Origin of the sequence: Trinickia diaoshuihuensis (assembly GCF_003390925.1) — a bacterium.
GTDB classification, from domain to species: domain Bacteria; phylum Pseudomonadota; class Gammaproteobacteria; order Burkholderiales; family Burkholderiaceae; genus Trinickia; species Trinickia diaoshuihuensis.
Genome location: NZ_QUBS01000021.1, coordinates 66,428 through 86,412 on the forward strand (window position 1 = coordinate 66,428; position 19,985 = coordinate 86,412).

The following is a 19,985-nucleotide window of genomic DNA, read 5'->3' on the forward strand; positions in this document are numbered from 1 at the left end:
GGCGAGTCGTTGCGAAGCAGATTCGTTTTTCGTTTCTTTAAATCCAGTTCCAAAAAGTCTTTTACAAAGGAGTGATCATGCAAGCTTTCATCGCCAACATCCAAGGTCTGACCGCCATCGGTATCGGCATCATCATCGGCCTGGGTGCAATCGGCGCCTGTATCGGTATCGGCCTGATGGGCGGCAAGTACATCGAAGCTTGCGCGCGTCAGCCTGAACTGATGAACCCGCTGCAAACCAAGATGTTCCTCTTGGCTGGTCTGATCGACGCGGCGTTCCTGATCGGCGTCGGTGTGGCAATGCTGTTTGCGTTCGCGAACCCGCTGCTCTCGAAGTTGGCAGGCTAAGGTTTCTCGGAAGTTTGCGCCGCGGCTTGGCAATGGGCGGCGCAGGGGCGAAACGACAGGCTTCGGGCGCTGATCGAACGTAACGTCGATGAGCGCCTTGCCGTTTCACTTTCCGATATAGCAACGTTTAAGGAAACACCGTGAATCTCAACGCAACTCTGATTGCGCAAATGGTCGTGTTCCTGATCCTCGCGTGGTTCACGATGAAGTTCGTGTGGCCGCCGATGGTCAAAGCCCTCGACGAACGTGCGAAGAAGATCGCCGATGGCCTCGCGGCCGCCGAAAAGGGCAAGACGGAACTCGAAGCGGCGCACAAGCGCGTCGATCAGGAACTCGCGCAAGCGCGCAACGACGGCCAGCAGCGCATCGCCGACGCCGAAAAGCGCGCCCTCGCGGTAGCCGAGGAAATCAAGGCGAACGCGCAAGCGGAAGCCGCGCGCATCATCGCGCAGGCCAAGGCCGAAGCCGAGCAGCAAGTCGTGAAGGCGCGCGAATCGCTGCGTGCCGAAGTGGCCTCGCTGGCGGTCAAGGGCGCCGAGCAGATCTTGAAGCGCGAAGTCGATCAAGCGGCGCATGCCGAACTGCTCAATCAACTGAAAGCCGAGCTCTGATCATGGCCGAACTTGCAACCATCGCCCGTCCCTACGCAGAGGCGCTGTTCGGCGTCGCCGAAGGCGGTGACCTCGCTGCTTGGTCCGCTCTCGTGCAGGAGCTGGGCCAGGTTGCGCGTCTGCCCGAGCTCATGTCGGTCGCCTCGAACCCGAAGGTGAGCCGCGCACAGGTCGTCGACCTGCTGCTCGCCGCAGCCAAGTCGCCGCTGAAGGATTCGCCGCAAGCGAAGAACTTCGTGCAAATGCTGGTCGACAATCACCGTCTCTCGCTGCTGCCCGAAATCGCCGTCCAGTTCGAAGAACTGAAAAACGCTCGCGAAGGCGCGGCCGACGCGCTCATCGTCAGCGCGTTCCCGCTGCAAGAGGCCCAGCTCGCCGATCTCGTCGCGAGCCTCACGCGCAAGTTTGGGCGCAAGCTCAAGCCGACGGTCGAAGTCGATGCTTCGTTGATCGGGGGCGTTCGCGTCACCGTCGGCGACGAAGTGCTCGACGCCTCGGTTCGCGCACGGCTCGCCGACATGCGCACGGCGCTGACCGCGTAAGGCGGAGCGCTCGCGCACGGCACGCAACAGAATTGACTATCAGGAGCGAATAATGCAACTCAATCCCTCTGAGATCAGCGAGCTGATCAAGAGCCGGATCCAGGGCCTTGAAGCGAGCACGGACGTTCGCAACCAGGGCACCGTGATCTCCGTGACCGACGGCATCGTGCGCATTCACGGTCTGTCGGACGTGATGCAAGGCGAAATGCTCGAATTCCCGGGCAATACGTTCGGCCTCGCACTGAACCTCGAGCGCGACTCCGTCGGCGCCGTGATTCTCGGTGAATACGAGCACATCTCGGAAGGCGACATCGTCAAGACGACGGGCCGCATTCTCGAAGTGCCGGTCGGCCCCGAACTGATCGGCCGCGTGGTCGATGCGCTCGGCAACCCGATCGACGGCAAGGGCCCGATCAACGCGAAGATGACCGACGCGGTCGAGAAGATCGCCCCGGGCGTGATTTGGCGTAAGTCGGTGTCGCAGCCGGTGCAAACGGGTCTGAAGTCGATCGACTCGATGGTGCCGATCGGCCGCGGCCAGCGCGAGCTGATCATCGGCGACCGTCAGTGCGGCAAGACGGCCGTAGCAGTCGACGCGATCATCAATCAGAAGGGCAAAGACCTCGTCTGTATTTACGTCGCGATCGGCCAAAAGGCTTCGTCGATCATGAACGTCGTGCGCAAGCTCGAAGAGTCGGGCGCGCTCGAGTACACGATCGTCGTGGCGGCATCGGCGTCGGAATCGGCTGCGATGCAATACCTCGCGCCGTACTCGGGCTGCACGATGGGCGAATACTTCCGCGATCGCGGCCAAGACGCCCTCATCATCTATGACGATTTGACCAAGCAAGCTTGGGCGTATCGTCAAATCTCGCTGCTGCTGCGCCGCCCGCCGGGCCGCGAGGCTTACCCCGGCGACGTGTTTTATCTGCACTCGCGTCTGCTCGAGCGCGCCGCGCGCGTTTCGGAAGAGTACGTCGAGAAGTTCACGAACGGCGAAGTGAAGGGCAAGAGCGGTTCGCTCACCGCGCTGCCGGTCATCGAAACGCAAGCCGGCGACGTGACGGCGTTCGTTCCGACGAACGTGATCTCGATCACGGACGGCCAGATCTTCCTCGAAACCGACTTGTTCAACGCCGGTATCCGCCCCGCGATCAACGCGGGCGTGTCGGTGTCGCGCGTCGGCGGCGCCGCGCAGACGAAGGTCGTGAAGAAGCTCTCGGGCGGTATTCGTACCGACTTGGCGCAGTACCGCGAACTCGCCGCGTTCGCGCAGTTCGCCTCGGATCTCGACGAAGCCACCCGCAAGCAGCTCGAGCGCGGCCGCCGCGTGACGGAACTGTTGAAGCAGCCGCAGTATCAGCCGCTGCAGGTGTGGGAGTTGGCCGTGTCGCTGTTCGCCGCGAACAACGGCTACCTCGACGACCTCGAAGTCAAGGACGTGCTGTCGTTCGAAAAGGGCGCGCGCGAATTCCTGAAGACGAGCCATGCCGACCTCATCAAGCGCATCGAAGACACGAAGGACTTGTCGAAGGACGACGAAGCAGCGCTCCACGCCGCTCTGAAGGACTTCAAGAAGTCGGGTGCTTATTGATCGAGGCATAGGGACCTTGAAGCGGCGCGCGTAGGGTGAAATGAAGCATCGACACCCCAGCGAGCGCCGCTTCGCTCCAGGAGCAAGCAATGGCTGGAATGAAGGAAATCCGCGGCAAGATCAAGAGCGTGCAAAACACGCGCAAGATCACGAAGGCGATGGAGATGGTGGCCGCATCGAAGATGCGCCGCGCTCAGGAGCGTATGCGCGCTGCTCGTCCGTATGCCGACAAGGTTCGTGACATCGCCGCGCACATGAGCCGTGCGAACCCCGAGTACCGTCACCCGTTCATGGTGGCGAACGAAGGCGCGAAGGCAGCCGGCATGATCCTCGTCACGACCGACAAGGGTCTGTGCGGCGGCTTGAACACCAACGTCCTGCGTGCGACGGTGAACAAGTTCAAGGAACTCGAGGACAAGGGCCAAACCGTCGAAGCGACGGCAATCGGCACCAAGGGTCTCGGCTTTTTGAATCGCGTCGGCGCGAAGGTGGTCTCGCAAGTCGTGCAGCTCGGCGATACGCCGCACCTCGAAAAGCTGATCGGCGCGGTGAAGGTGCAGCTCGATCTGTATTCGGAAGGCAAGATCTCGGCCGTGTATCTCGGATACACGCGTTTCATCAACACGATGAAGCAAGAGCCCGTGATCGAGCAATTGCTGCCGCTATCGGCGGAGCACTTCGAGACGGACGAAGCGACGCCGAAGTCGGCGTGGGACTACATCTACGAACCCGACGCGCAAGCTGTCGTCGACGAGTTGCTCGTTCGCTACGTCGAGGCGCTCGTGTACCAGGCCGTCGCGGAAAACATGGCGTCCGAGCAATCGGCGCGCATGGTCGCGATGAAGGCCGCGTCGGATAACGCGAAGACGGTGATCAGCGAATTGCAGCTCGTGTACAACAAGAGCCGCCAAGCCGCGATTACGAAGGAACTGTCGGAAATCGTCGGCGGCGCAGCCGCGGTCTGACGCCCGTCCTACGCGCCGTTTGCGCGAGTGAAGAATTGAGTATCTAAAGGAAAAGCGATGAGTACTACTGCTTTGGTAGAAGGCAAGATCGTACAGTGCATCGGCGCGGTGATCGACGTGGAATTCCCGCGTGAGCACATGCCGAAGGTCTACGACGCCCTCGTGCTCGAAGGCACGGAACTGACGCTCGAAGTCCAGCAGCAACTGGGCGACGGCGTCGTGCGCACGATTTGTTTGGGCGCATCCGACGGTCTGCGCCGCGGCGTCATGGTGAAGAACACGGGTTTGCCCATCAGCGTGCCCGTCGGCAAGCCGACGCTCGGCCGCATCATGGACGTGCTCGGCCGTCCGATCGACGAGGCCGGCCCGATCGAAAGCGAGACGAAGCGTTCGATCCACCAAAAGGCCCCGGCGTTCGACGAACTGTCGCCGTCGACGGAACTGCTCGAAACCGGCATCAAGGTTATCGATCTGATTTGCCCGTTCGCGAAGGGCGGTAAGGTGGGCTTGTTCGGTGGCGCCGGCGTGGGCAAGACCGTGAACATGATGGAGCTCATCAACAACATCGCTAAGGAACACGGCGGTTACTCCGTGTTCGCGGGCGTGGGCGAGCGTACCCGTGAAGGGAACGACTTCTACCACGAAATGAAGGACTCGAACGTGCTCGACAAGGTCGCGCTCGTGTACGGTCAGATGAACGAGCCGCCGGGCAACCGTCTGCGCGTGGCGCTGACGGGCCTGACGATGGCCGAGCACTTCCGTGACGAAGGCCTCGACGTGCTGTTCTTCGTCGACAACATCTACCGTTTCACGCTGGCCGGTACCGAAGTGTCGGCACTGCTGGGCCGGATGCCGTCGGCCGTGGGCTATCAGCCGACGCTGGCTGAAGAAATGGGTAAGCTGCAAGAGCGTATTACGTCGACGAAGAAGGGCTCGATTACGTCGGTGCAAGCCGTGTACGTGCCTGCCGATGACTTGACCGACCCGTCGCCGGCTACCACCTTCGGCCACTTGGACGCAACGGTCGTTCTCTCGCGTGACATCGCATCGCTCGGTATCTACCCGGCCGTCGATCCGCTCGATTCGACCTCGCGTCAGATCGACCCGAACGTCATCGGCGAAGAGCACTACACGATCACGCGCCGCGTGCAGCAAACGCTGCAACGCTACAAGGAACTGCGCGACATCATCGCGATTCTGGGCATGGACGAACTGTCGCCGGAAGACAAGCTGTCGGTGGCGCGCGCGCGCAAGATCCAGCGTTTCCTGTCGCAGCCGTTCCACGTCGCGGAAGTGTTCACGGGTTCGCCGGGCAAGTACGTGCCGCTGAAGGAAACGATCCGTGGCTTCAAGATGATCGTCGACGGCGAGTGCGATCATCTGCCCGAGCAAGCGTTCTACATGGTCGGCACGATCGACGAAGCCTTCGAAAAGGCCAAGAAGATCCAGTAACGGTCAGTGTGATCGCTTGAAAAGCGAGTCCGGCGTTCGCCTCGAGCGCGCCGGGCTCGCCGCACGCATCACGCTCAACCGAGGCTTGCACAGGAATCGATATGGCAACCATCAAAGTAGACGTCGTCAGCGCGGAAGAGCAGATCTTCTCGGGCATGGCGAAGTTCGTCGCGCTGCCGGGCGAAGCCGGTGAACTCGGTATCTTGCCGGGTCACACGCCGCTCATCACGCGTATTCGTCCCGGTGCCGTGCGCATCGAGGCTGAAGACGGCCAGGAAGAGTTCGTGTTCGTTGCCGGCGGCATTCTCGAAGTGCAACCGGGCGCCGTGACCGTGCTCGCCGATACGGCGATTCGCGGCAAGGATCTCGACGAGGCGAAGGCCGAGCAGGCCCGCAAGCTCGCCGAGGAAGCGCTGCAGAACTCGGGTTCGAACATCGAGTACGCGACGGCGCAAGCCGAGTTGGCCTACGCGACCGCGCAGCTTGCCGCGATCGCGCGCCTGCGCAAATTGCGCTCGCAAAGCCACTAACGAACGGCCACAGGTCGCTCGTCGCACCGCGATGGGCAACTTCGTGCGAGAACAAGACGACTAATAGGATGTTTAACGCCGCTAGGTCTGCGCCTAGCGGCGTTTTTTTCGTCTTTTGCATTTTCTGAGGGTAAGACTTGATGTGGGCTCACCGCGGCCGGTGGCACAATCGATCGGAAAATATTTCTTGAACGGCGGAGACATCGAGATGGCGACTCAGCACGCGGAGGAGGGGGCGCTCATTGCGCCGGCAGGCGGGCGCGCATATGTGCGAGGCAGGACCGACATCGCGCTGTCGGAGGCCACCATCGGCCGGCTGCTGAACGAAACGGCCGCCCGCTTTCCGGCGCGGCCCGCCGTCGTGTTCCGCGAGCAAGGGATTCGATGGACGTGGCGCGAGTTCGCGGACGAAGTCGATGTCTTGGCAGCGGGTTTTGCCGCTGCCGGTATCCGACCCGGTGATCGCGTCGGGATCTGGTCGCCGAATCGTGTCGAATGGCTGTTGACGCAATTCGCCACCGCTCGGATCGGCGCGATTCTCGTCAACGTCAATCCGGCCTACCGGCTCGCTGAGCTCGAATATGCGCTGAACAAGTCGGGCTGCTGCGCCATCGTTACAGCCGAAAGCTTCAAGACGTCGAAGTACGTCGAGATGCTGCAGGCCCTGGCACCGGAGTTGGCCCAATGCGAGCCTGGGCGGCTGCGAGCGGCGCGTTTGCCCGAGCTTCGGCTCGTGGTCCGCATGTGCGATACCCAGACGCCGGGCATGCTGACGTTCTCGGAGCTGATCGAGGCCGGGCGCGTGGCGCGCCAAAGCGCCGACCCGGGAGACATCGACGCGACGTTGTCGGCGCACGATCCCATCAACATCCAATTTACAAGTGGTACGACGGGCAACCCGAAAGGGGCCACGCTCACGCATCGGAACGTCGTCAACAACGCCCGTTATATCGCCATGGCGATGCGTTTGACGGAAGAAGACGCACTGTGCATCCCGGTGCCGCTTTATCACTGCTTCGGGATGGTCCTGTCGGTGCTCGCGAGCGTATCGGTGGGCGCCAAGATGGTGTTTCCCGGCGAGGCGTTCGAACCCGCCGCGACGCTGGCCGCGTGTGCCGAAGAGCGCTGTACGGCGTTGCACGGCGTACCGACGATGTTCATCGCCGAACTCGATCTACCGCAGTTCGCGTCCTTCGATCTCTCTACGTTGCGCACCGGCATCATGGCCGGCTCGCCGTGCCCGATCGAGACGATGAAGAAGGTCGTGGCGCGCATGCATCTGTCCGAGATCACGATCGCGTACGGCATGACGGAAACCAGCCCCGTGTCGTTCCAGAGTGCGACGGACGATCCGCTCGATAAACGGACATCGACCGTAGGGCGCATCGCGCCGCATTTGGAGGCGAAGGTCGTCGATCCGGCGGGCAATACGGTTGCGGTGGGCGAAACGGGCGAGTTGTGGACGCGCGGGTACTCGGTGATGCGCGGATATTGGGAGGACGAGCCTCGCACGAAGGAAGCGATCACCGACGGTTGGATGCATACGGGCGACCTCGCCACGATCGACGAAGAGGGGTACTGCAATATCGTCGGCCGCCTCAAGGACATGTTGATTCGCGGCGGCGAGAACATCTATCCCCGCGAAATCGAGGAGTTTTTATTTAGGCATCCTAAGGTGCAGAGCGTGCAAGTCTTCGGCGTGCCCGATGAAAAATACGGCGAAGAGGTGTGCGCGTGGATTGTCGTGCGGCCGGGGGAACAGTTGACCGAAGAGGAGATCAAGGCCTTTTGCCAAGGGCAGATCGCGCACTACAAGGTGCCGCGCTACATCCGCTTCGTCGATGAAATGCCGATGACGGTGACTGGGAAGGTCCAGAAGTTCGTGATGCGCGAACGGATGATCGGCGAACTCGGTGAAGGCAAGCGCTAAAGCGCAACTGCGGCCGACTGCGCTGCATGAGACCGGAGTAAGACGCTAAAGCGTCAACTCCGGATCGCAAAAAAAAAGCGGGCTTGATAGCCCGCTAAAAACCACACGCTACGGGGTTAGCGCGAGGAGACCAACGAAGGAGCCGCTGCACACAATTCGCATCAATCGCTGCCAGCAGCAACGACTCCAACAGAGATGCCCGAAACCATTCGGTAGCCATTCGCTCAAGCCCTGCCGCACCCTCTTTTGCAGCAACCCAAACGCCGACACATCCGTGTTGAAACCGTTGAGGGGCATTGTGGGCGAATTAGGAAAAGCACGCGGTAACAAAGTGTTTCAGGTTGTAACGCCCGCCAGATAAGGCGTTGCGGGATTTTTTACCCGGTCTATGTCGAATTTACGTCGTTATTTCCGATTAATGAGAAGAAAAGAAATGTGTCGCCCAATACCCTCAAGATATTTTATCCAAAAATTTGGACGAACCGGTTTCGTCTATCGAATGACCGGCTTAAGATGCGCATTCAGTTCGGATGCGACGTGAATTTCGACCGAGGCTTGCGCGCCGCGATAATTCTTACCAATCGACGTAGCAACACAATGAACGAGCCCGATGTCTTGAAACGTATCCTCGACCGCGATCGGGTCATCGCCGTCGTGGGCTTGTCCACGCACCCCTACCGGCCGAGCCACTCGGTGGCCGCCTACATGCAGTCGCACGGTTACCGCATCGTGCCCGTGAACCCCGCCTACGCGAACGATACGGCGGGCGTGCTCGGCCAACGTTGCTACGCCTCGCTGGCCGACGCAGCGCAGGCGCTCGCGCAAGAAGGCGCCGCCATCGAAATGGTCGACGTCTTCCGCAGGCCGGAGCAGGCAGCGGCGGTCGCCGATCAAGCGATCGCGATCGGGGCCAAATCGCTCTGGCTGCAAGTGGGCGTCGTCAACGATGAAGCGGCTGCGCGCGCGAGCGCCGCGGGACTCGACGTAGCCATGAACGTTTGCGTCAAAGTGGAGCATGAGCGGCTCCTTGGCGCGACGCACCGCGCCAATGCCCCGTCGCCGCGCGTACCCGAATGAGCGATCGTCCTCGCCTATGCGGCATCATTTGAGCCATTTGTCCGAAATCGACTGAAATTCCCCGGTCGCACGCGCTAAATGCAGCCATTGATCGACATATTGCTGGAACGTCACATCGCCTTGCGGCAGCATGTACGCCTTCTCGCCGTATTGGAACGGCCTATCGGGGTGAACCGAACATAGGCCCGGGTTGAGCTTTTGCTGCAGCAGGGTCTCCGATGCATCCGTGACCATCACGTCGGCTTTCTCGTCCAAAATCTGTTTGAAGATCGTGACGTTGTCGGGATACACCGTCAGCTTCGCGTGCGTGAAGTACTGCTTTGCAAAGCGCTCGTTCGTTCCACCGGGGTTGACGATTACGCGCGTGTCCGGTTGATCGATTTGGGCGAGCGTCTGGTATTTCTCCGTATCGGCGCAGCGCACGATCGGCGTTTTGCCGTCGATCATGTACGGCTGCGTGAAAAACACATGCTTTTGGCGTTCCAGCGACGTCGAAACACCGCCGGCGGCCACGTCGCATTTCGCGAGGAAGTCGTTCATGAGGCCCGACCACGTCGTTTTCACGTAATCGGTCTTCACGCCGAGCGATTTCGCCAGCGATTCGGCCATATCGATGTCGATGCCTTCGAACTTGCCGTCAGGCTTAAGAAACGAGTAGGGCTTATAGTCGCCCGTCGTGCAAACGCGCAGCGTGCCGCGCGCGAGAACGGCGTCCAGCCGGGAACTTGCCGTGGCGGCCGGCGCCGTTTGGGCGAACACGACCCCGGTGCCGGACGCCGTCAGCGTAATCAGCGCGATCGCCCCGAGCGCGATGCCTGCGCTTCGTTTCTTGTTCATTCGATGTCTCCTGTTCTTCGAATGCGAGCCGGCGGGCCGGACTCGTCATGGGGCTCGATGATAGCCGTATCAAAATGACGCAGGCGGTTCGGGCCCGAAAGCGGGCGTCGGACGCGTTCGCGCCGTGCGGGTCCGGTAAAATGGCGGTCTCTCTCGCCTTGCCTCGCGGCTGACCCAAGTGCCCTCGTCCTTGCTCAACGATACGTTCCTGCGCGCGCTGCTGCGCCAGCCGACCGAATACACCCCCATTTGGCTCATGCGGCAAGCCGGCCGTTATCTGCCCGAATACAACGCAACGCGCGCGCGCGCGGGCAGTTTCCTCGGATTGGCGAAGAATCCCGATTTCGCGACCGAGGTCACGCTGCAGCCGCTCGAGCGCTTTCCGCTCGATGCCGCGATCTTGTTTTCGGACATCCTTACGGTGCCGGATGCGATGGGGCTCGGCCTCTCGTTTGCCGTGGGCGAAGGGCCGCGGTTCGCGCACCCGGTGCGCACGGAGCAAGACGTTGCGCGGTTGCGGGTGCCCGATATCGATGCCACGCTCGGTTACGTGACCGACGCCGTGAAGTCGATCCGCCGCGCGCTGACCGATGCGCAAGGGCGGCAACGCGTGCCGCTCATCGGTTTTTCGGGTAGTCCATGGACGCTCGCCTGCTATATGGTGGAAGGCGCGGGCTCGGACGACTTCCGCACGGTCAAGTCGATGCTTTATGCGCGTCCCGATCTGATGCATCGGATCCTCGAAATCAACGCCGAGGCCGTCGCTGCCTATCTCAACGCGCAGATCGTGGCCGGCGCGCAAGCCGTCATGATTTTCGATACATGGGGCGGCGCGCTTGCCGACGGCATATTTCAGCGTTTTTCGTTGCATTACATCGAAAAGGTCGTCGGGCAGCTCATACGCGAGCATGACGGGACCCGGGTCCCGGTCATCACATTCACGAAAGGCGGCGGGCTCTGGCTCGAAGAGATCGCGGCTTGCGGCGTCGATGCGGTCGGCCTCGATTGGACCGTCAATCTTGCGCGCGCGCGCGAGCGCGTAGGCTCGCGCGTGGCGCTGCAGGGCAATCTCGATCCGTCCGTGCTGTTCGCCCCTCCCGGAGCCGTCCGCGAGCAAGCGCGCGCGGTGCTCGATAGTTACGGCAACCATCCCGGGCACGTCTTCAATCTGGGCCACGGAATCTCGCAATTTGCGCCCCCCGAGCACGTCGCCGAACTCGTGGACGAAGTTCACCGCTATAGCGCGGCGATGCGCTCGTCGAGTGACGGCGCGGCCTGATGTGAGGATTTTGTTGCACCGCACCCAACTGGGCTCTCGATCTAGGGAGCGAATTGCCCGGCGGATGGCATCGCCGGGCTCTCTTGCAATTGTCAAGACTTGACTTATGCACATTCCTCTCGTTGCGGCGCGGTAGAGCGAATGATGGTTGACTCCGGCATGCAAAGCATGTACCTCCCGAGTCGGTGCCTTGACAGACAAGGGTTTGCGACCGAACGCCGAAATGTGCGGTTTCCCACAGAATGTCAGCGGGGCGGCCTCTTCTCGGTTCCGTCGGGCCACTTTTCAACAAAGTTATCCACAGGCGGTCGCGGTCGAACGGCAAAGTCGAGCGAGATCCAGAGGTTAGCGGCGAATCTCATGTTTCACTTTAAGTTCGTATCGCGCGCTCCGCGCCAGATCTTGGGATCAGGCTTCGGGAGCCGGGGTGAAACGACGCGGGGCCGTTACCGATGAGCGAGGCCTTCGTTCGGGTTGCACTCGATCATCCCCTGCCCACGCTGTTCGATTACCGCTGCGTCGAACCCGCGCCCGTCCCCGGAACGCTCGTGGCCGTTCCGTTCGGCAAGCGCAGCGTCGTCGGACTCGTGGCGGAAGTGAGCGCTCACAGCGACGTCCCGACGCAGCGGCTGCGCAACGTCGAATCGATATGCACAGGCTGTGCGCCGCTCTCGAGCGAGTGGCTCGCGCTCGCCGCTTTCGCTGCCGACTATTATCAGCGCTCGCTCGGCGAGGTCGCTTTGCCGGCGTTGCCGCAGGCTTTGCGCGATCCGGCGCGATGGCCGCGGCTATTCGCCGCCGCGCCGCGTTTCCGGCTGACCGGCGCCGGCCGGGCCGCGTTACCGGACGCGCTGCCCGCTCGCGCGGGGGCCCTTCGCCGGCTCGCGCAAGCGCTCGCGGACGCGCCGTCGCTCGATGGGTCCGATGCGCGGGCGCTTCATGCGAAAGCCAATGCCACGCTCGCCGACTGGCAGGCGCGAGGTTGGGTCGAGATCGACGCCAATGTCGATGGTGAACCGGGCGGCGCTTTTGGAGGGGACGCCGGCGGCGCGGCGCAAAAACCGCGCGACAGCGCGCGTGCGCCCGTGACGCGGCCCGTTTTGACGGCCGAGCAAAGTCAGGCTGTCGACGAAATCGCCGCGTCGCAAGGCTTTGCCCCCTTCCTGCTGCACGGCGTAACGGGCAGCGGCAAAACGGAGGTTTACCTCCGCGCGCTGGAACGGTTGTTCGAAGCCGCCCCGCAAGCGCAGGCGCTCGTGCTGGTGCCGGAGATTAACCTGACGCCGCAATTCGAAGCCGCCTTCCGGGCGCGCTTCGCCATGCTGACCGGGCACGATTCGATCGTCACCTTGCACAGCGCGATGGCCGACGGCGAGCGAGCCCGCAGTTGGCTCGCCGCCCATACGGGGCGCGCCCGCATCGTGCTCGGCACGCGCCTAGCGGTGCTCGCCTCGTTGCCCTCGTTGGCGCTGATCGTCGTCGACGAGGAGCATGAGCCGGCTTACAAGCAGCAAGAAGGTCTGCGCTATTCGGCGCGCGATTTGGCCGTTTGGCGAGCGAAGCAGCGCGGTATCGCCGTCGTCCTCGGCTCGGCCACGCCGTCGCTCGAGAGCTGGTGGCATGCGGAGCAGGGGCGGTACCGGCGGCTTGCGCTGTCTCGGCGCGCGGTGGCCGACGCCGCCCTGCCGGCGGTGCGGCTGATCGATCTCGAGGAAGAGCGGCGGCGCGGGCGCGGCAGCGTCGACGGCATCTCGGGGCCGCTCGCCGCCGCGCTGAAGGCGCGGCTCGAGCGCGGCGAGCAAAGCCTCGTGTTTTTGAATCGGCGCGGCTATGCGCCGGTGCTCGCCTGCGACGCCTGCGGCTGGCTAGCAGGCTGCCCGCGCTGTAGCGCCTACGTCGTGCTGCATAAAAGCGAACATGCGCTGCGCTGCCACCACTGCGGATGGGAGGCACGCGTGCCGCGCGCTTGCCCCGAGTGCGGCAACGTCGATATCGCGCCGCTCGGCCGCGGCACGCAACGCGTCGAGGAGACGCTGGCCGCGCTCGTGCCCGGCGCGCGGGTATTGCGTATCGATGCGGACAGCACGCGCCGCAAAGGCAGCGCGCAGACGTTGTTTTCGAACGTGCACGCGGGCGAGGTCGACATCTTGGTCGGCACGCAGATGATCGCGAAAGGGCACGACTTCCAGCGCGTATCGCTCGTCGGCGTGCTCAACGCCGACGCGGCACTCTTTTCGCACGACTTTCGCGCCGGCGAGCGGCTATTCGCCCAGTTGATGCAAGTGAGCGGGCGCGCGGGCCGGGCAGGGTTGCCCGGGGAAGTGCTCGTCCAAACGCGCTATCCGCGCCACGCGCTGTATCACGCGCTCGGTCGTCACGACTATGTCGGGTTTGCGAACGCCACGCTGGCCGAGCGGCGCGAGGCGCGCCTGCCGCCGTTCGTCTATCAAGCGCTTTTGCGCGCCGAAGGGCGCACGCTCGACGCGGCGCTCACGTTTCTCGCCGACGCCGGCGCGGCGCTGGCCGGCATTCCCGGTTCCGAGCGGGTGACGCTCTACGACGCGGTGCCGATGACGATCGTCAAGGTGGCGAACGTCCATCGGGCGCAGTTGCTGCTCGAAAGTGCGTCGCGCGCGGCACTGCTGGCGACGTTGAGAGCGTGGCAGCCGGTGCTGCGCTCGCTGAAGGGCGTTCTACGCTGGAGCGTGGAAGTCGATCCGCTCGATATCTGACCGGACCCAGGGCCGGCAGGCATCGATGCGGCCGGCGCGTCATGCGGCGGCGCACCGGCGGGAAAGGGAACCGAAAATCCGTAACCGGTTCAGTATCGAAGGCGGCTGCGCGCGTTGCGGGCGTGCGTGCGGACGCGGTTCGAGTAGCTGGGCACCGGCGAGGCGAGGGGGCGCGCGCATGCGGCAAACGGGCCGCGGCGGCGTTGTCCGGTCAGCCTAGTGCGGGCGGACGACCGGCTTTCGTTCGAGCAAATCATGTCAGGTCTCGAGTGGGGTGCGATCTGAATTCATGCGATTGCGCCGGGCGAGCCGGATAACGCTCGCCGGGACGCCCCTGTCGCTCGGTTGCGCCTTGACGCAGCCGAGGCAGTCGCTCCCTTGTTGTGGGCGGAGACTTCTTCCGCCTGTTACCCGCGCTCGGCGACGAGCGCGTCGTTCGCCGCTTCGGCCTTGAGCCGCGCCCGGCGTACGCGCGCAAGCGCCACCGCGCGGCTATGCGCCGGCGATGCGCCTCGCACGAACAGCGCGAGACACACCACGGCCATCGTCCATACACCGCCAATTACGATCCACTTTTCCATTTGGCCTCTCCTTTCCCGGCGCTTACCGTGCGCTAGAACGCTTTCCTGCGTTAACGGCATTCCTCAGCCTTGGCGTAGGGCCGTTACAACCTTTTCGCGTCAGGGAAAACACCGAGCGCAACCGGCGCTGCCGAACCCGTGCCGGTTTCCCGGCAACCCTTGATGGCAAAGGGTTTCAAAGGGGTGCAACCGCGACGGGATTTTGGTTGCACCTTTTTATTGGGAGGCGTACGATTCCGCCAACTTTTTAGTCATCGGCCGGCGCCATCGCCGGCGATCGAAGGAATCATGGCCAGTACTACTCTCGGCGTCAAAGTCGACGACCTCCTCCGCACCCGTCTCAAAGAAGCCGCCTCCCGCCTCGAGCGCACGCCTCATTGGCTGATCAAGCAGGCGATCTTCGCTTATCTCGAAAAAATCGAACATGGGCAATTGCCGCCGGAGCTCTCGGGCGTTTCGAGTCTCGGCGATTTGGGCGAGGGTCCGGCCGCGGAGCAAGAGGATGACGGCGCGCCGCACCCGTTCCTCGATTTCGCGCAAAACGTGCAACCGCAATCGGTGCTGCGCGCGGCGATTACGGCCGCCTATCGCCGTCCGGAGCCCGAATGCGTGCCGTTCCTGATCGGCGAGGCGCGCCTGCCCGAGCCGCTGGCGGCCGATGTCGGCAAGATGGCCACGAAGCTCGTCGAAACGTTGCGCGCAAAGCGCACGGGCGGCGGCGTCGAAGGGCTCATCCACGAATTTTCGCTGTCGAGCCAAGAAGGTGTCGCGCTGATGTGCCTAGCCGAGGCGCTGCTGCGTATTCCCGACCGCGCGACGCGCGACGCGCTGATTCGCGACAAGATCAGCAAGGGCGACTGGAAGTCGCACGTGGGCCACGCGCCGTCGCTGTTCGTGAACGCCGCGACCTGGGGGCTCATGATCACGGGCAAGCTCGTGACGACCAATAGCGAAGCAGGTCTGTCCTCGGCGCTCACGCGCTTGATCGGCAAGGGCGGCGAGCCGCTGATCCGCAAGGGCGTGGACATGGCGATGCGCCTGATGGGCGAGCAGTTCGTGACGGGCGAAACGATTTCCGAAGCGCTCGCGAACAGCCGTAAGTACGAAGCGCGCGGTTTCCGTTATTCGTACGACATGCTCGGCGAGGCGGCCACCACGGAGGAAGACGCGCAGCGCTATTACGCGTCGTACGAGCAGGCGATCCATGCCATCGGCAAGGCGGCCGGCGGTCGCGGCATCTACGAAGGCCCCGGCATTTCGATCAAGCTCTCGGCGCTGCATCCGCGCTACTCGCGCGCTCAGCAAGAACGCACGATGACCGAATTGCTGCCGCGCGTGCGCTCGCTCGCCGTACTCGCGCGCCGCTACGACATCGGCCTCAATATCGACGCCGAGGAAGCCGACCGTCTAGAACTCTCGCTCGACTTGCTCGAAGCGCTGTGCTTCGACGCCGAACTCGCGGGCTGGAACGGGATCGGTTTCGTCGTTCAGGCCTATCAAAAGCGCTGCCCGTTCGTGATCGACTACGTCGTCGATCTCGCGCGCCGCAGCCGTCACCGCATCATGGTGCGGCTCGTGAAGGGCGCGTATTGGGACAGCGAAATCAAGCGCGCTCAGCTAGACGGGCTCGAAGGCTATCCCGTCTACACGCGCAAGATCTACACGGACGTCTCGTATCTCGCCTGCGCAAAGAAGCTGCTCGGCGCGCCCGACGCCGTCTACCCGCAGTTCGCCACGCACAACGCGTATACGCTTTCGGCGATTTATCACCTCGCGGGCCAGAATTACTACCCCGGACAGTACGAGTTCCAATGCCTGCACGGCATGGGCGAGCCGCTGTACGAGGAGGTCACGGGCCGCGAGAAGCTCAATCGCCCGTGCCGGATCTACGCGCCGGTCGGTACGCATGAAACCTTGCTCGCGTACCTCGTGCGGCGCTTGCTCGAGAACGGGGCGAACACGTCGTTCGTCAATCGCATCGCCGACGAAACCGTGCCGGTTGCCGCGCTCGTCGCCGATCCGGTGGACGAAGCCTCGAAGATCGTCCCGCTCGGCGCGCCGCACGCGAAAATCCCGTTGCCGCGCGATCTGTTCGGCAGCGAGCGGTTGAATTCGATGGGGCTCGATCTTTCGAACGAGCATCGCCTCGCTTCTCTGTCGTCGGCGCTGCTCGCAAGCGCCCACCATCCGTGGCGCGCGGCGCCGATGCTCGAAAGCGGCGAATTGGCCGCATCGAGCACGGCGGGCCGTAGCGAACACGTCGTGCGCAATCCGGCCGATCATCGCGATATCGTGGGCACCGTCGTCGAAGCGACGCGCGAGGACGTCAATGCGGCACTGGCCGCGGCGGTCGCCAGCGCCCCGATCTGGCAAGCCACTCCCGTGTACGCGCGGGCCGATTGCCTCGCCCGTGCGGCCGATTTGCTCGAAGCGCAGATGCACACGCTGATGGGCCTCATCGTGCGCGAAGCAGGCAAGTCGTTGCCGAACGCCATCGCGGAGATTCGCGAGGCCGTCGATTTCCTGCGCTATTACTCGGCGCAGATCCGCGAGGAATTCTCGAACGACACGCATCGTCCGCTCGGCCCCGTGGTGTGCATCAGCCCGTGGAACTTCCCGCTCGCGATTTTCATGGGCCAGGTGGCGGCAGCGCTCGCGGCCGGCAACACCGTGCTCGCCAAACCGGCCGAGCAAACGCCGCTGATCGCGGCCCAGGCCGTGCGGCTGCTGCGCGAAGCCGGCGTTCCGGCGGGCGCCGTCCAGTTGCTGCCCGGCGACGGTGAAACCGTCGGTGCCGCTCTCGTCGGCGATACGCGTACGCGCGCCGTCATGTTTACGGGTTCGACGGAAGTCGCGCGCCTGATCAACAAGACGCTTGCCGACCGGCTCGATCCGGACGGCAAGCCCATTCCGCTGATCGCCGAGACCGGCGGACAAAACGCGATGATCGTCGACTCGTCGGCGCTCGCGGAGCAAGTGGTCGCGGACGTCATGCAGTCGGCTTTCGATTCGGCCGGTCAGCGTTGCTCGGCGCTGCGCGTGCTGTGTCTGCAAGACGACGTCGCGGACCGCACGCTGACGATGCTCAAGGGCGCGATGCACGAGCTCACGCTCGGCAACCCCGATCGCCTCTCGACGGACGTCGGTCCCGTCATCGATGCGGAAGCGAAGCGAACGATCGACACGCACGTCGCCGCCCTGCGCGAAAAGGGACGTCAAGTTACGCAATTGCCGCTGAACGAAGCGTGCGCCCATGGCACGTTCGTCCCGCCCACGCTGATCGAACTCGACAGCATCGACGAGTTGAAGCGCGAAGTGTTCGGCCCGGTGCTGCACGTGCTTCGCTATCGCCGCAGCGGCCTCGACAAATTGCTCGAGCAAATTCGCGCAACGGGCTATGGCCTCACGCTCGGCATCCACACGCGTATCGACGAAACGATCGCGCATGTCATCTCGCGCGCTCACGTGGGCAACATCTACGTCAATCGCAATGTGATCGGCGCCGTGGTCGGCGTGCAGCCGTTCGGCGGCGAGGGCTTGTCGGGCACGGGTCCGAAGGCGGGCGGCGCGCTTTACCTCCAGCGCCTGCTGGCCAAGCGTCCGTCGGGCTTGCCCAAGTCGCTCGCGGCCTCGCTCGTGGCCGATGCCTCGATCGAGCAAGACAAGAGCGATGCGCCGCTCTCGCCGCGCGCCGCGCTCACGGCGCTTCGCGATTGGCTCATCGCCGAGCGGCAGCCGGCCATCGCGGCCCGTTGCGACGGCTATCTCGCAAACATGCCGGCCGGCGCGACGGCGGTATTGCCTGGGCCGACGGGTGAGCGCAACACCTATTCGTTGGGCGCGCGCGGCACGGTATCCTGCGTGCCTTCGACGGCGAGCGGCGCGCGGGCGCAATTCGCGGCGGTGCTGGCCACCGGTAACCGCGCGCTGTTCTCGGGCGCGGCCGGCGAGGCGCTCGTCGCGGCGCTGCCGGCGCAGCTCAAGGCGTTCGCCGACGTGCAAAAGGGCGGCGAGGCGCAGATCGACGCCGTGTTGTTCGAGGGCGACAGCGATGAGCTGCTCGCGCTCGTGAGGGAAGTGGCCAAGCGTCCCGGGCCGATCGTCTCCGTGCAAGGCGTTTCCACGCGCGCACTGGAAAACGGCGACGAAGACTACGCGCTTGAACGGTTGCTGACGGAGCGATCCGTCAGCGTGAACACGGCCGCCGCCGGCGGCAACGCAAATTTGATGACGATCGGCTGAGCAACCCTTGTCGATGGATTCAAAAGCGGGAGCAGCGCGGCGACCCCGAAGCCGCTCCCAACTACCTTGGTATCTAGGAGAAGCTATGCAGCACAAAATGAAAACGCTGGCAGGCGCGACGCTCGTTGCGGCAATGTCGCTGGTGGGGACCGCAAATGCACAGCAAGCCGAACAAGTGAAGATCGGTTTCGCAGGCCCGATGACGGGTGCGCAAGCGCACTACGGCACGGACTTCCAAAACGGCGTGAAGCTCGCGATCGCCGACATGAACGCAACCAAGCCCGTGATCGGCGGCAAGCAAGTCGAGTTCGTGCTGGACGCGGCCGACGACCAGGCCGACCCGCGCACGGGTACGACGGTTGCCCAAAAGCTCGTCGATGACGGCATCAAAGGCATGATCGGCCACTTCAACTCGGGCACGACGATCCCGGCTTCGCGCATCTACGCGAACGCGGGCATCCCCGAAGTGGCGATGGCGACGGCGCCGGAGTACACGCAGCAAGGCTTCAAGACGACGTTCCGCATGATGACCTCGGACACGCAGCAAGGTTCGGTCGCGGGCACGTTCGCGGTGAAGAACCTGAACATGAAGAAGATTGCGATCGTCGACGACCGCACGGCATACGGTCAAGGTCTAGCCGATCAATTCGCGAAGGCAGCCAAGGCCGCCGGCGCAACGATCGTCGACCGCGAATTCACGAACGACAAGGCAGTCGACTTCAAGGGCATCCTGACGAAGCTGAAGGCCGCCAACCCTGATCTGATCTACTTCGGCGGCGCCGACTCGCAAGCCGCGCCGATGGCCAAGCAAATGAAGTCGCTGGCGATCAAGGCTCCGCTCATGGGCGGCGAAATGCTGCACACGCCCGACTTCCTGAAGATCGCCGGCCCGGCTGCCGAGGGTACGTATGCCTCGCTCGCCGGCCTGCCGCTCGCGGACATGCCCGGCGGCAAGCAATACGTCGAGAAGTACAAGAAGATGTTCGGCACGGATGTCGAAACGTACTCGCCGTATGCCTACGACGGCACGATGGCGCTGCTGACGGCCATGAAGAAGGCCAACTCGACCGATCCGGCGAAGTATCTGCCGGAGCTCGCGAAGACCAAGATGCCCGGCGTGACGACGACGAACCTCGCCTATGACGAGCACGGCGATCTGAAGAACGGCGGCATCACGATCTACAAGGCCGAAGGCGGCGAGTGGAAGGCAGTGCAAAGCGTCGGCGCGAAGTAATTTCAACCGCCATTCGCTAGTCGCGCCGGTTC

General features: G+C 63.5%; 15 protein-coding genes. 13 read left to right on the forward strand and 2 right to left on the reverse strand.

The window, feature by feature from the left end; translation table 11 throughout:
• Nucleotides 1-77 precede the first annotated feature (77 nt).
• The 9 genes from atpE (at nt 78) to DXT59_RS04925 (ending at nt 9,048) form a co-directional block, all read left to right on the forward strand.
• A complete protein-coding gene (gene atpE / locus DXT59_RS04885) occupies nt 78-347 on the forward strand; it encodes a F0F1 ATP synthase subunit C (RefSeq protein WP_007180033.1) in 270 nt (89 codons plus the stop codon).
• A gap of 140 nt (nt 348-487) precedes the next feature.
• Nucleotides 488-958: a F0F1 ATP synthase subunit B gene (locus tag DXT59_RS04890; protein WP_116135797.1), complete on the forward strand. Its 471-nt coding sequence runs from the start codon at nt 488-490 to the stop codon at nt 956-958.
• Nucleotides 959-960: 2 nt separating this feature from the next.
• Nucleotides 961-1,500 carry a F0F1 ATP synthase subunit delta gene (locus DXT59_RS04895; protein ID WP_116135798.1) on the forward strand — a complete coding sequence of 180 codons (540 nt, stop codon included), beginning with the start codon at nt 961-963 and terminating at the stop codon, nt 1,498-1,500.
• Between the two features lie 52 nt (nt 1,501-1,552).
• Nucleotides 1,553-3,094: a F0F1 ATP synthase subunit alpha gene (gene atpA / locus DXT59_RS04900; protein WP_116135799.1), complete on the forward strand. Its 1,542-nt coding sequence runs from the start codon at nt 1,553-1,555 to the stop codon at nt 3,092-3,094.
• Nucleotides 3,095-3,183: 89 nt separating this feature from the next.
• The gene (atpG, locus tag DXT59_RS04905) at nt 3,184-4,059 is read left to right on the forward strand and encodes a F0F1 ATP synthase subunit gamma (RefSeq protein WP_116135800.1); all 876 of its coding nucleotides are present in this window, start codon (nt 3,184-3,186) and stop codon (nt 4,057-4,059) included.
• Nucleotides 4,060-4,116: 57 nt separating this feature from the next.
• A complete protein-coding gene (atpD, locus tag DXT59_RS04910) occupies nt 4,117-5,511 on the forward strand; it encodes a F0F1 ATP synthase subunit beta (protein ID WP_116135801.1) in 1,395 nt (464 codons plus the stop codon).
• Between the two features lie 101 nt (nt 5,512-5,612).
• Entirely contained in the window at nt 5,613-6,041 is a 429-nt protein-coding gene (locus DXT59_RS04915) for a F0F1 ATP synthase subunit epsilon (RefSeq protein WP_116135802.1), read from the forward strand.
• 208 nt (nt 6,042-6,249) lie between these two features.
• Complete coding sequence (locus DXT59_RS04920) at nt 6,250-7,971, forward strand: AMP-binding protein (protein ID WP_116135866.1); 1,722 nt, start codon at nt 6,250-6,252, stop codon at nt 7,969-7,971.
• A gap of 597 nt (nt 7,972-8,568) precedes the next feature.
• A complete protein-coding gene (locus tag DXT59_RS04925; RefSeq protein WP_116135867.1) occupies nt 8,569-9,048 on the forward strand; it encodes a CoA-binding protein in 480 nt (159 codons plus the stop codon).
• 24 nt (nt 9,049-9,072) lie between these two features.
• On the opposite strand, the gene DXT59_RS04930 is transcribed toward DXT59_RS04925, so the two are convergent.
• Nucleotides 9,073-9,885 carry a transporter substrate-binding domain-containing protein gene (locus DXT59_RS04930; protein ID WP_116135803.1) on the reverse strand — a complete coding sequence of 271 codons (813 nt, stop codon included), beginning with the start codon at nt 9,883-9,885 and terminating at the stop codon, nt 9,073-9,075.
• A gap of 178 nt (nt 9,886-10,063) precedes the next feature.
• On the opposite strand from DXT59_RS04930, the gene hemE reads away from it, so the two are divergent.
• Both hemE and DXT59_RS04945 read left to right on the forward strand, forming a co-directional pair.
• A complete protein-coding gene (hemE, locus tag DXT59_RS04935) occupies nt 10,064-11,164 on the forward strand; it encodes a uroporphyrinogen decarboxylase (protein ID WP_116135804.1) in 1,101 nt (366 codons plus the stop codon).
• Nucleotides 11,165-11,616: 452 nt separating this feature from the next.
• The gene (locus DXT59_RS04945; RefSeq protein ID WP_116135806.1) at nt 11,617-13,896 is read left to right on the forward strand and encodes a primosomal protein N'; all 2,280 of its coding nucleotides are present in this window, start codon (nt 11,617-11,619) and stop codon (nt 13,894-13,896) included.
• A 407-nt stretch (nt 13,897-14,303) separates the two neighbouring features.
• On the opposite strand, the gene DXT59_RS30450 is transcribed toward DXT59_RS04945, so the two are convergent.
• The gene (locus DXT59_RS30450) at nt 14,304-14,477 is read right to left on the reverse strand and encodes a hypothetical protein (RefSeq protein ID WP_162877953.1); all 174 of its coding nucleotides are present in this window, start codon (nt 14,475-14,477) and stop codon (nt 14,304-14,306) included.
• A gap of 288 nt (nt 14,478-14,765) precedes the next feature.
• Here DXT59_RS30450 and putA point away from each other — a divergent pair, with 288 nt between their 5' ends.
• Nucleotides 14,766-18,719: a trifunctional transcriptional regulator/proline dehydrogenase/L-glutamate gamma-semialdehyde dehydrogenase gene (gene putA, locus DXT59_RS04950; protein ID WP_116135807.1), complete on the forward strand. Its 3,954-nt coding sequence runs from the start codon at nt 14,766-14,768 to the stop codon at nt 18,717-18,719.
• Between the two features lie 85 nt (nt 18,720-18,804).
• Nucleotides 18,805-19,953: a branched-chain amino acid ABC transporter substrate-binding protein gene (locus tag DXT59_RS04955; RefSeq protein WP_116135808.1), complete on the forward strand. Its 1,149-nt coding sequence runs from the start codon at nt 18,805-18,807 to the stop codon at nt 19,951-19,953.
• The last annotated feature ends 32 nt before the right edge of the window (nt 19,954-19,985 follow it).

Bases quoted from the DNA above. Each gene is read 5' to 3' on its own strand.
- atpE (WP_007180033.1), top strand. From the start codon at position 78: ATGCAAGCTTTCATCGCCAACATCCAAGGTCTGACCGCCATCGGTATC.
- DXT59_RS04895 (WP_116135798.1), top strand. From the start codon at position 961: ATGGCCGAACTTGCAACCATCGCCCGTCCCTACGCAGAGGCGCTGTTC.
- atpA (WP_116135799.1), top strand. From the start codon at position 1,553: ATGCAACTCAATCCCTCTGAGATCAGCGAGCTGATCAAGAGCCGGATC.
- atpG (WP_116135800.1), top strand. From the start codon at position 3,184: ATGGCTGGAATGAAGGAAATCCGCGGCAAGATCAAGAGCGTGCAAAAC.
- atpD (WP_116135801.1), top strand. From the start codon at position 4,117: ATGAGTACTACTGCTTTGGTAGAAGGCAAGATCGTACAGTGCATCGGC.
- DXT59_RS04915 (WP_116135802.1), top strand. From the start codon at position 5,613: ATGGCAACCATCAAAGTAGACGTCGTCAGCGCGGAAGAGCAGATCTTC.
- DXT59_RS04920 (WP_116135866.1), top strand. From the start codon at position 6,250: ATGGCGACTCAGCACGCGGAGGAGGGGGCGCTCATTGCGCCGGCAGGC.
- DXT59_RS04925 (WP_116135867.1), top strand. From the start codon at position 8,569: ATGAACGAGCCCGATGTCTTGAAACGTATCCTCGACCGCGATCGGGTC.
- DXT59_RS04930 (WP_116135803.1), bottom strand. From the start codon at position 9,885: ATGAACAAGAAACGAAGCGCAGGCATCGCGCTCGGGGCGATCGCGCTG.
- DXT59_RS04945 (WP_116135806.1), top strand. From the start codon at position 11,617: ATGAGCGAGGCCTTCGTTCGGGTTGCACTCGATCATCCCCTGCCCACG.
- DXT59_RS30450 (WP_162877953.1), bottom strand. From the start codon at position 14,477: ATGGAAAAGTGGATCGTAATTGGCGGTGTATGGACGATGGCCGTGGTG.
- putA (WP_116135807.1), top strand. From the start codon at position 14,766: ATGGCCAGTACTACTCTCGGCGTCAAAGTCGACGACCTCCTCCGCACC.
- DXT59_RS04955 (WP_116135808.1), top strand. From the start codon at position 18,805: ATGCAGCACAAAATGAAAACGCTGGCAGGCGCGACGCTCGTTGCGGCA.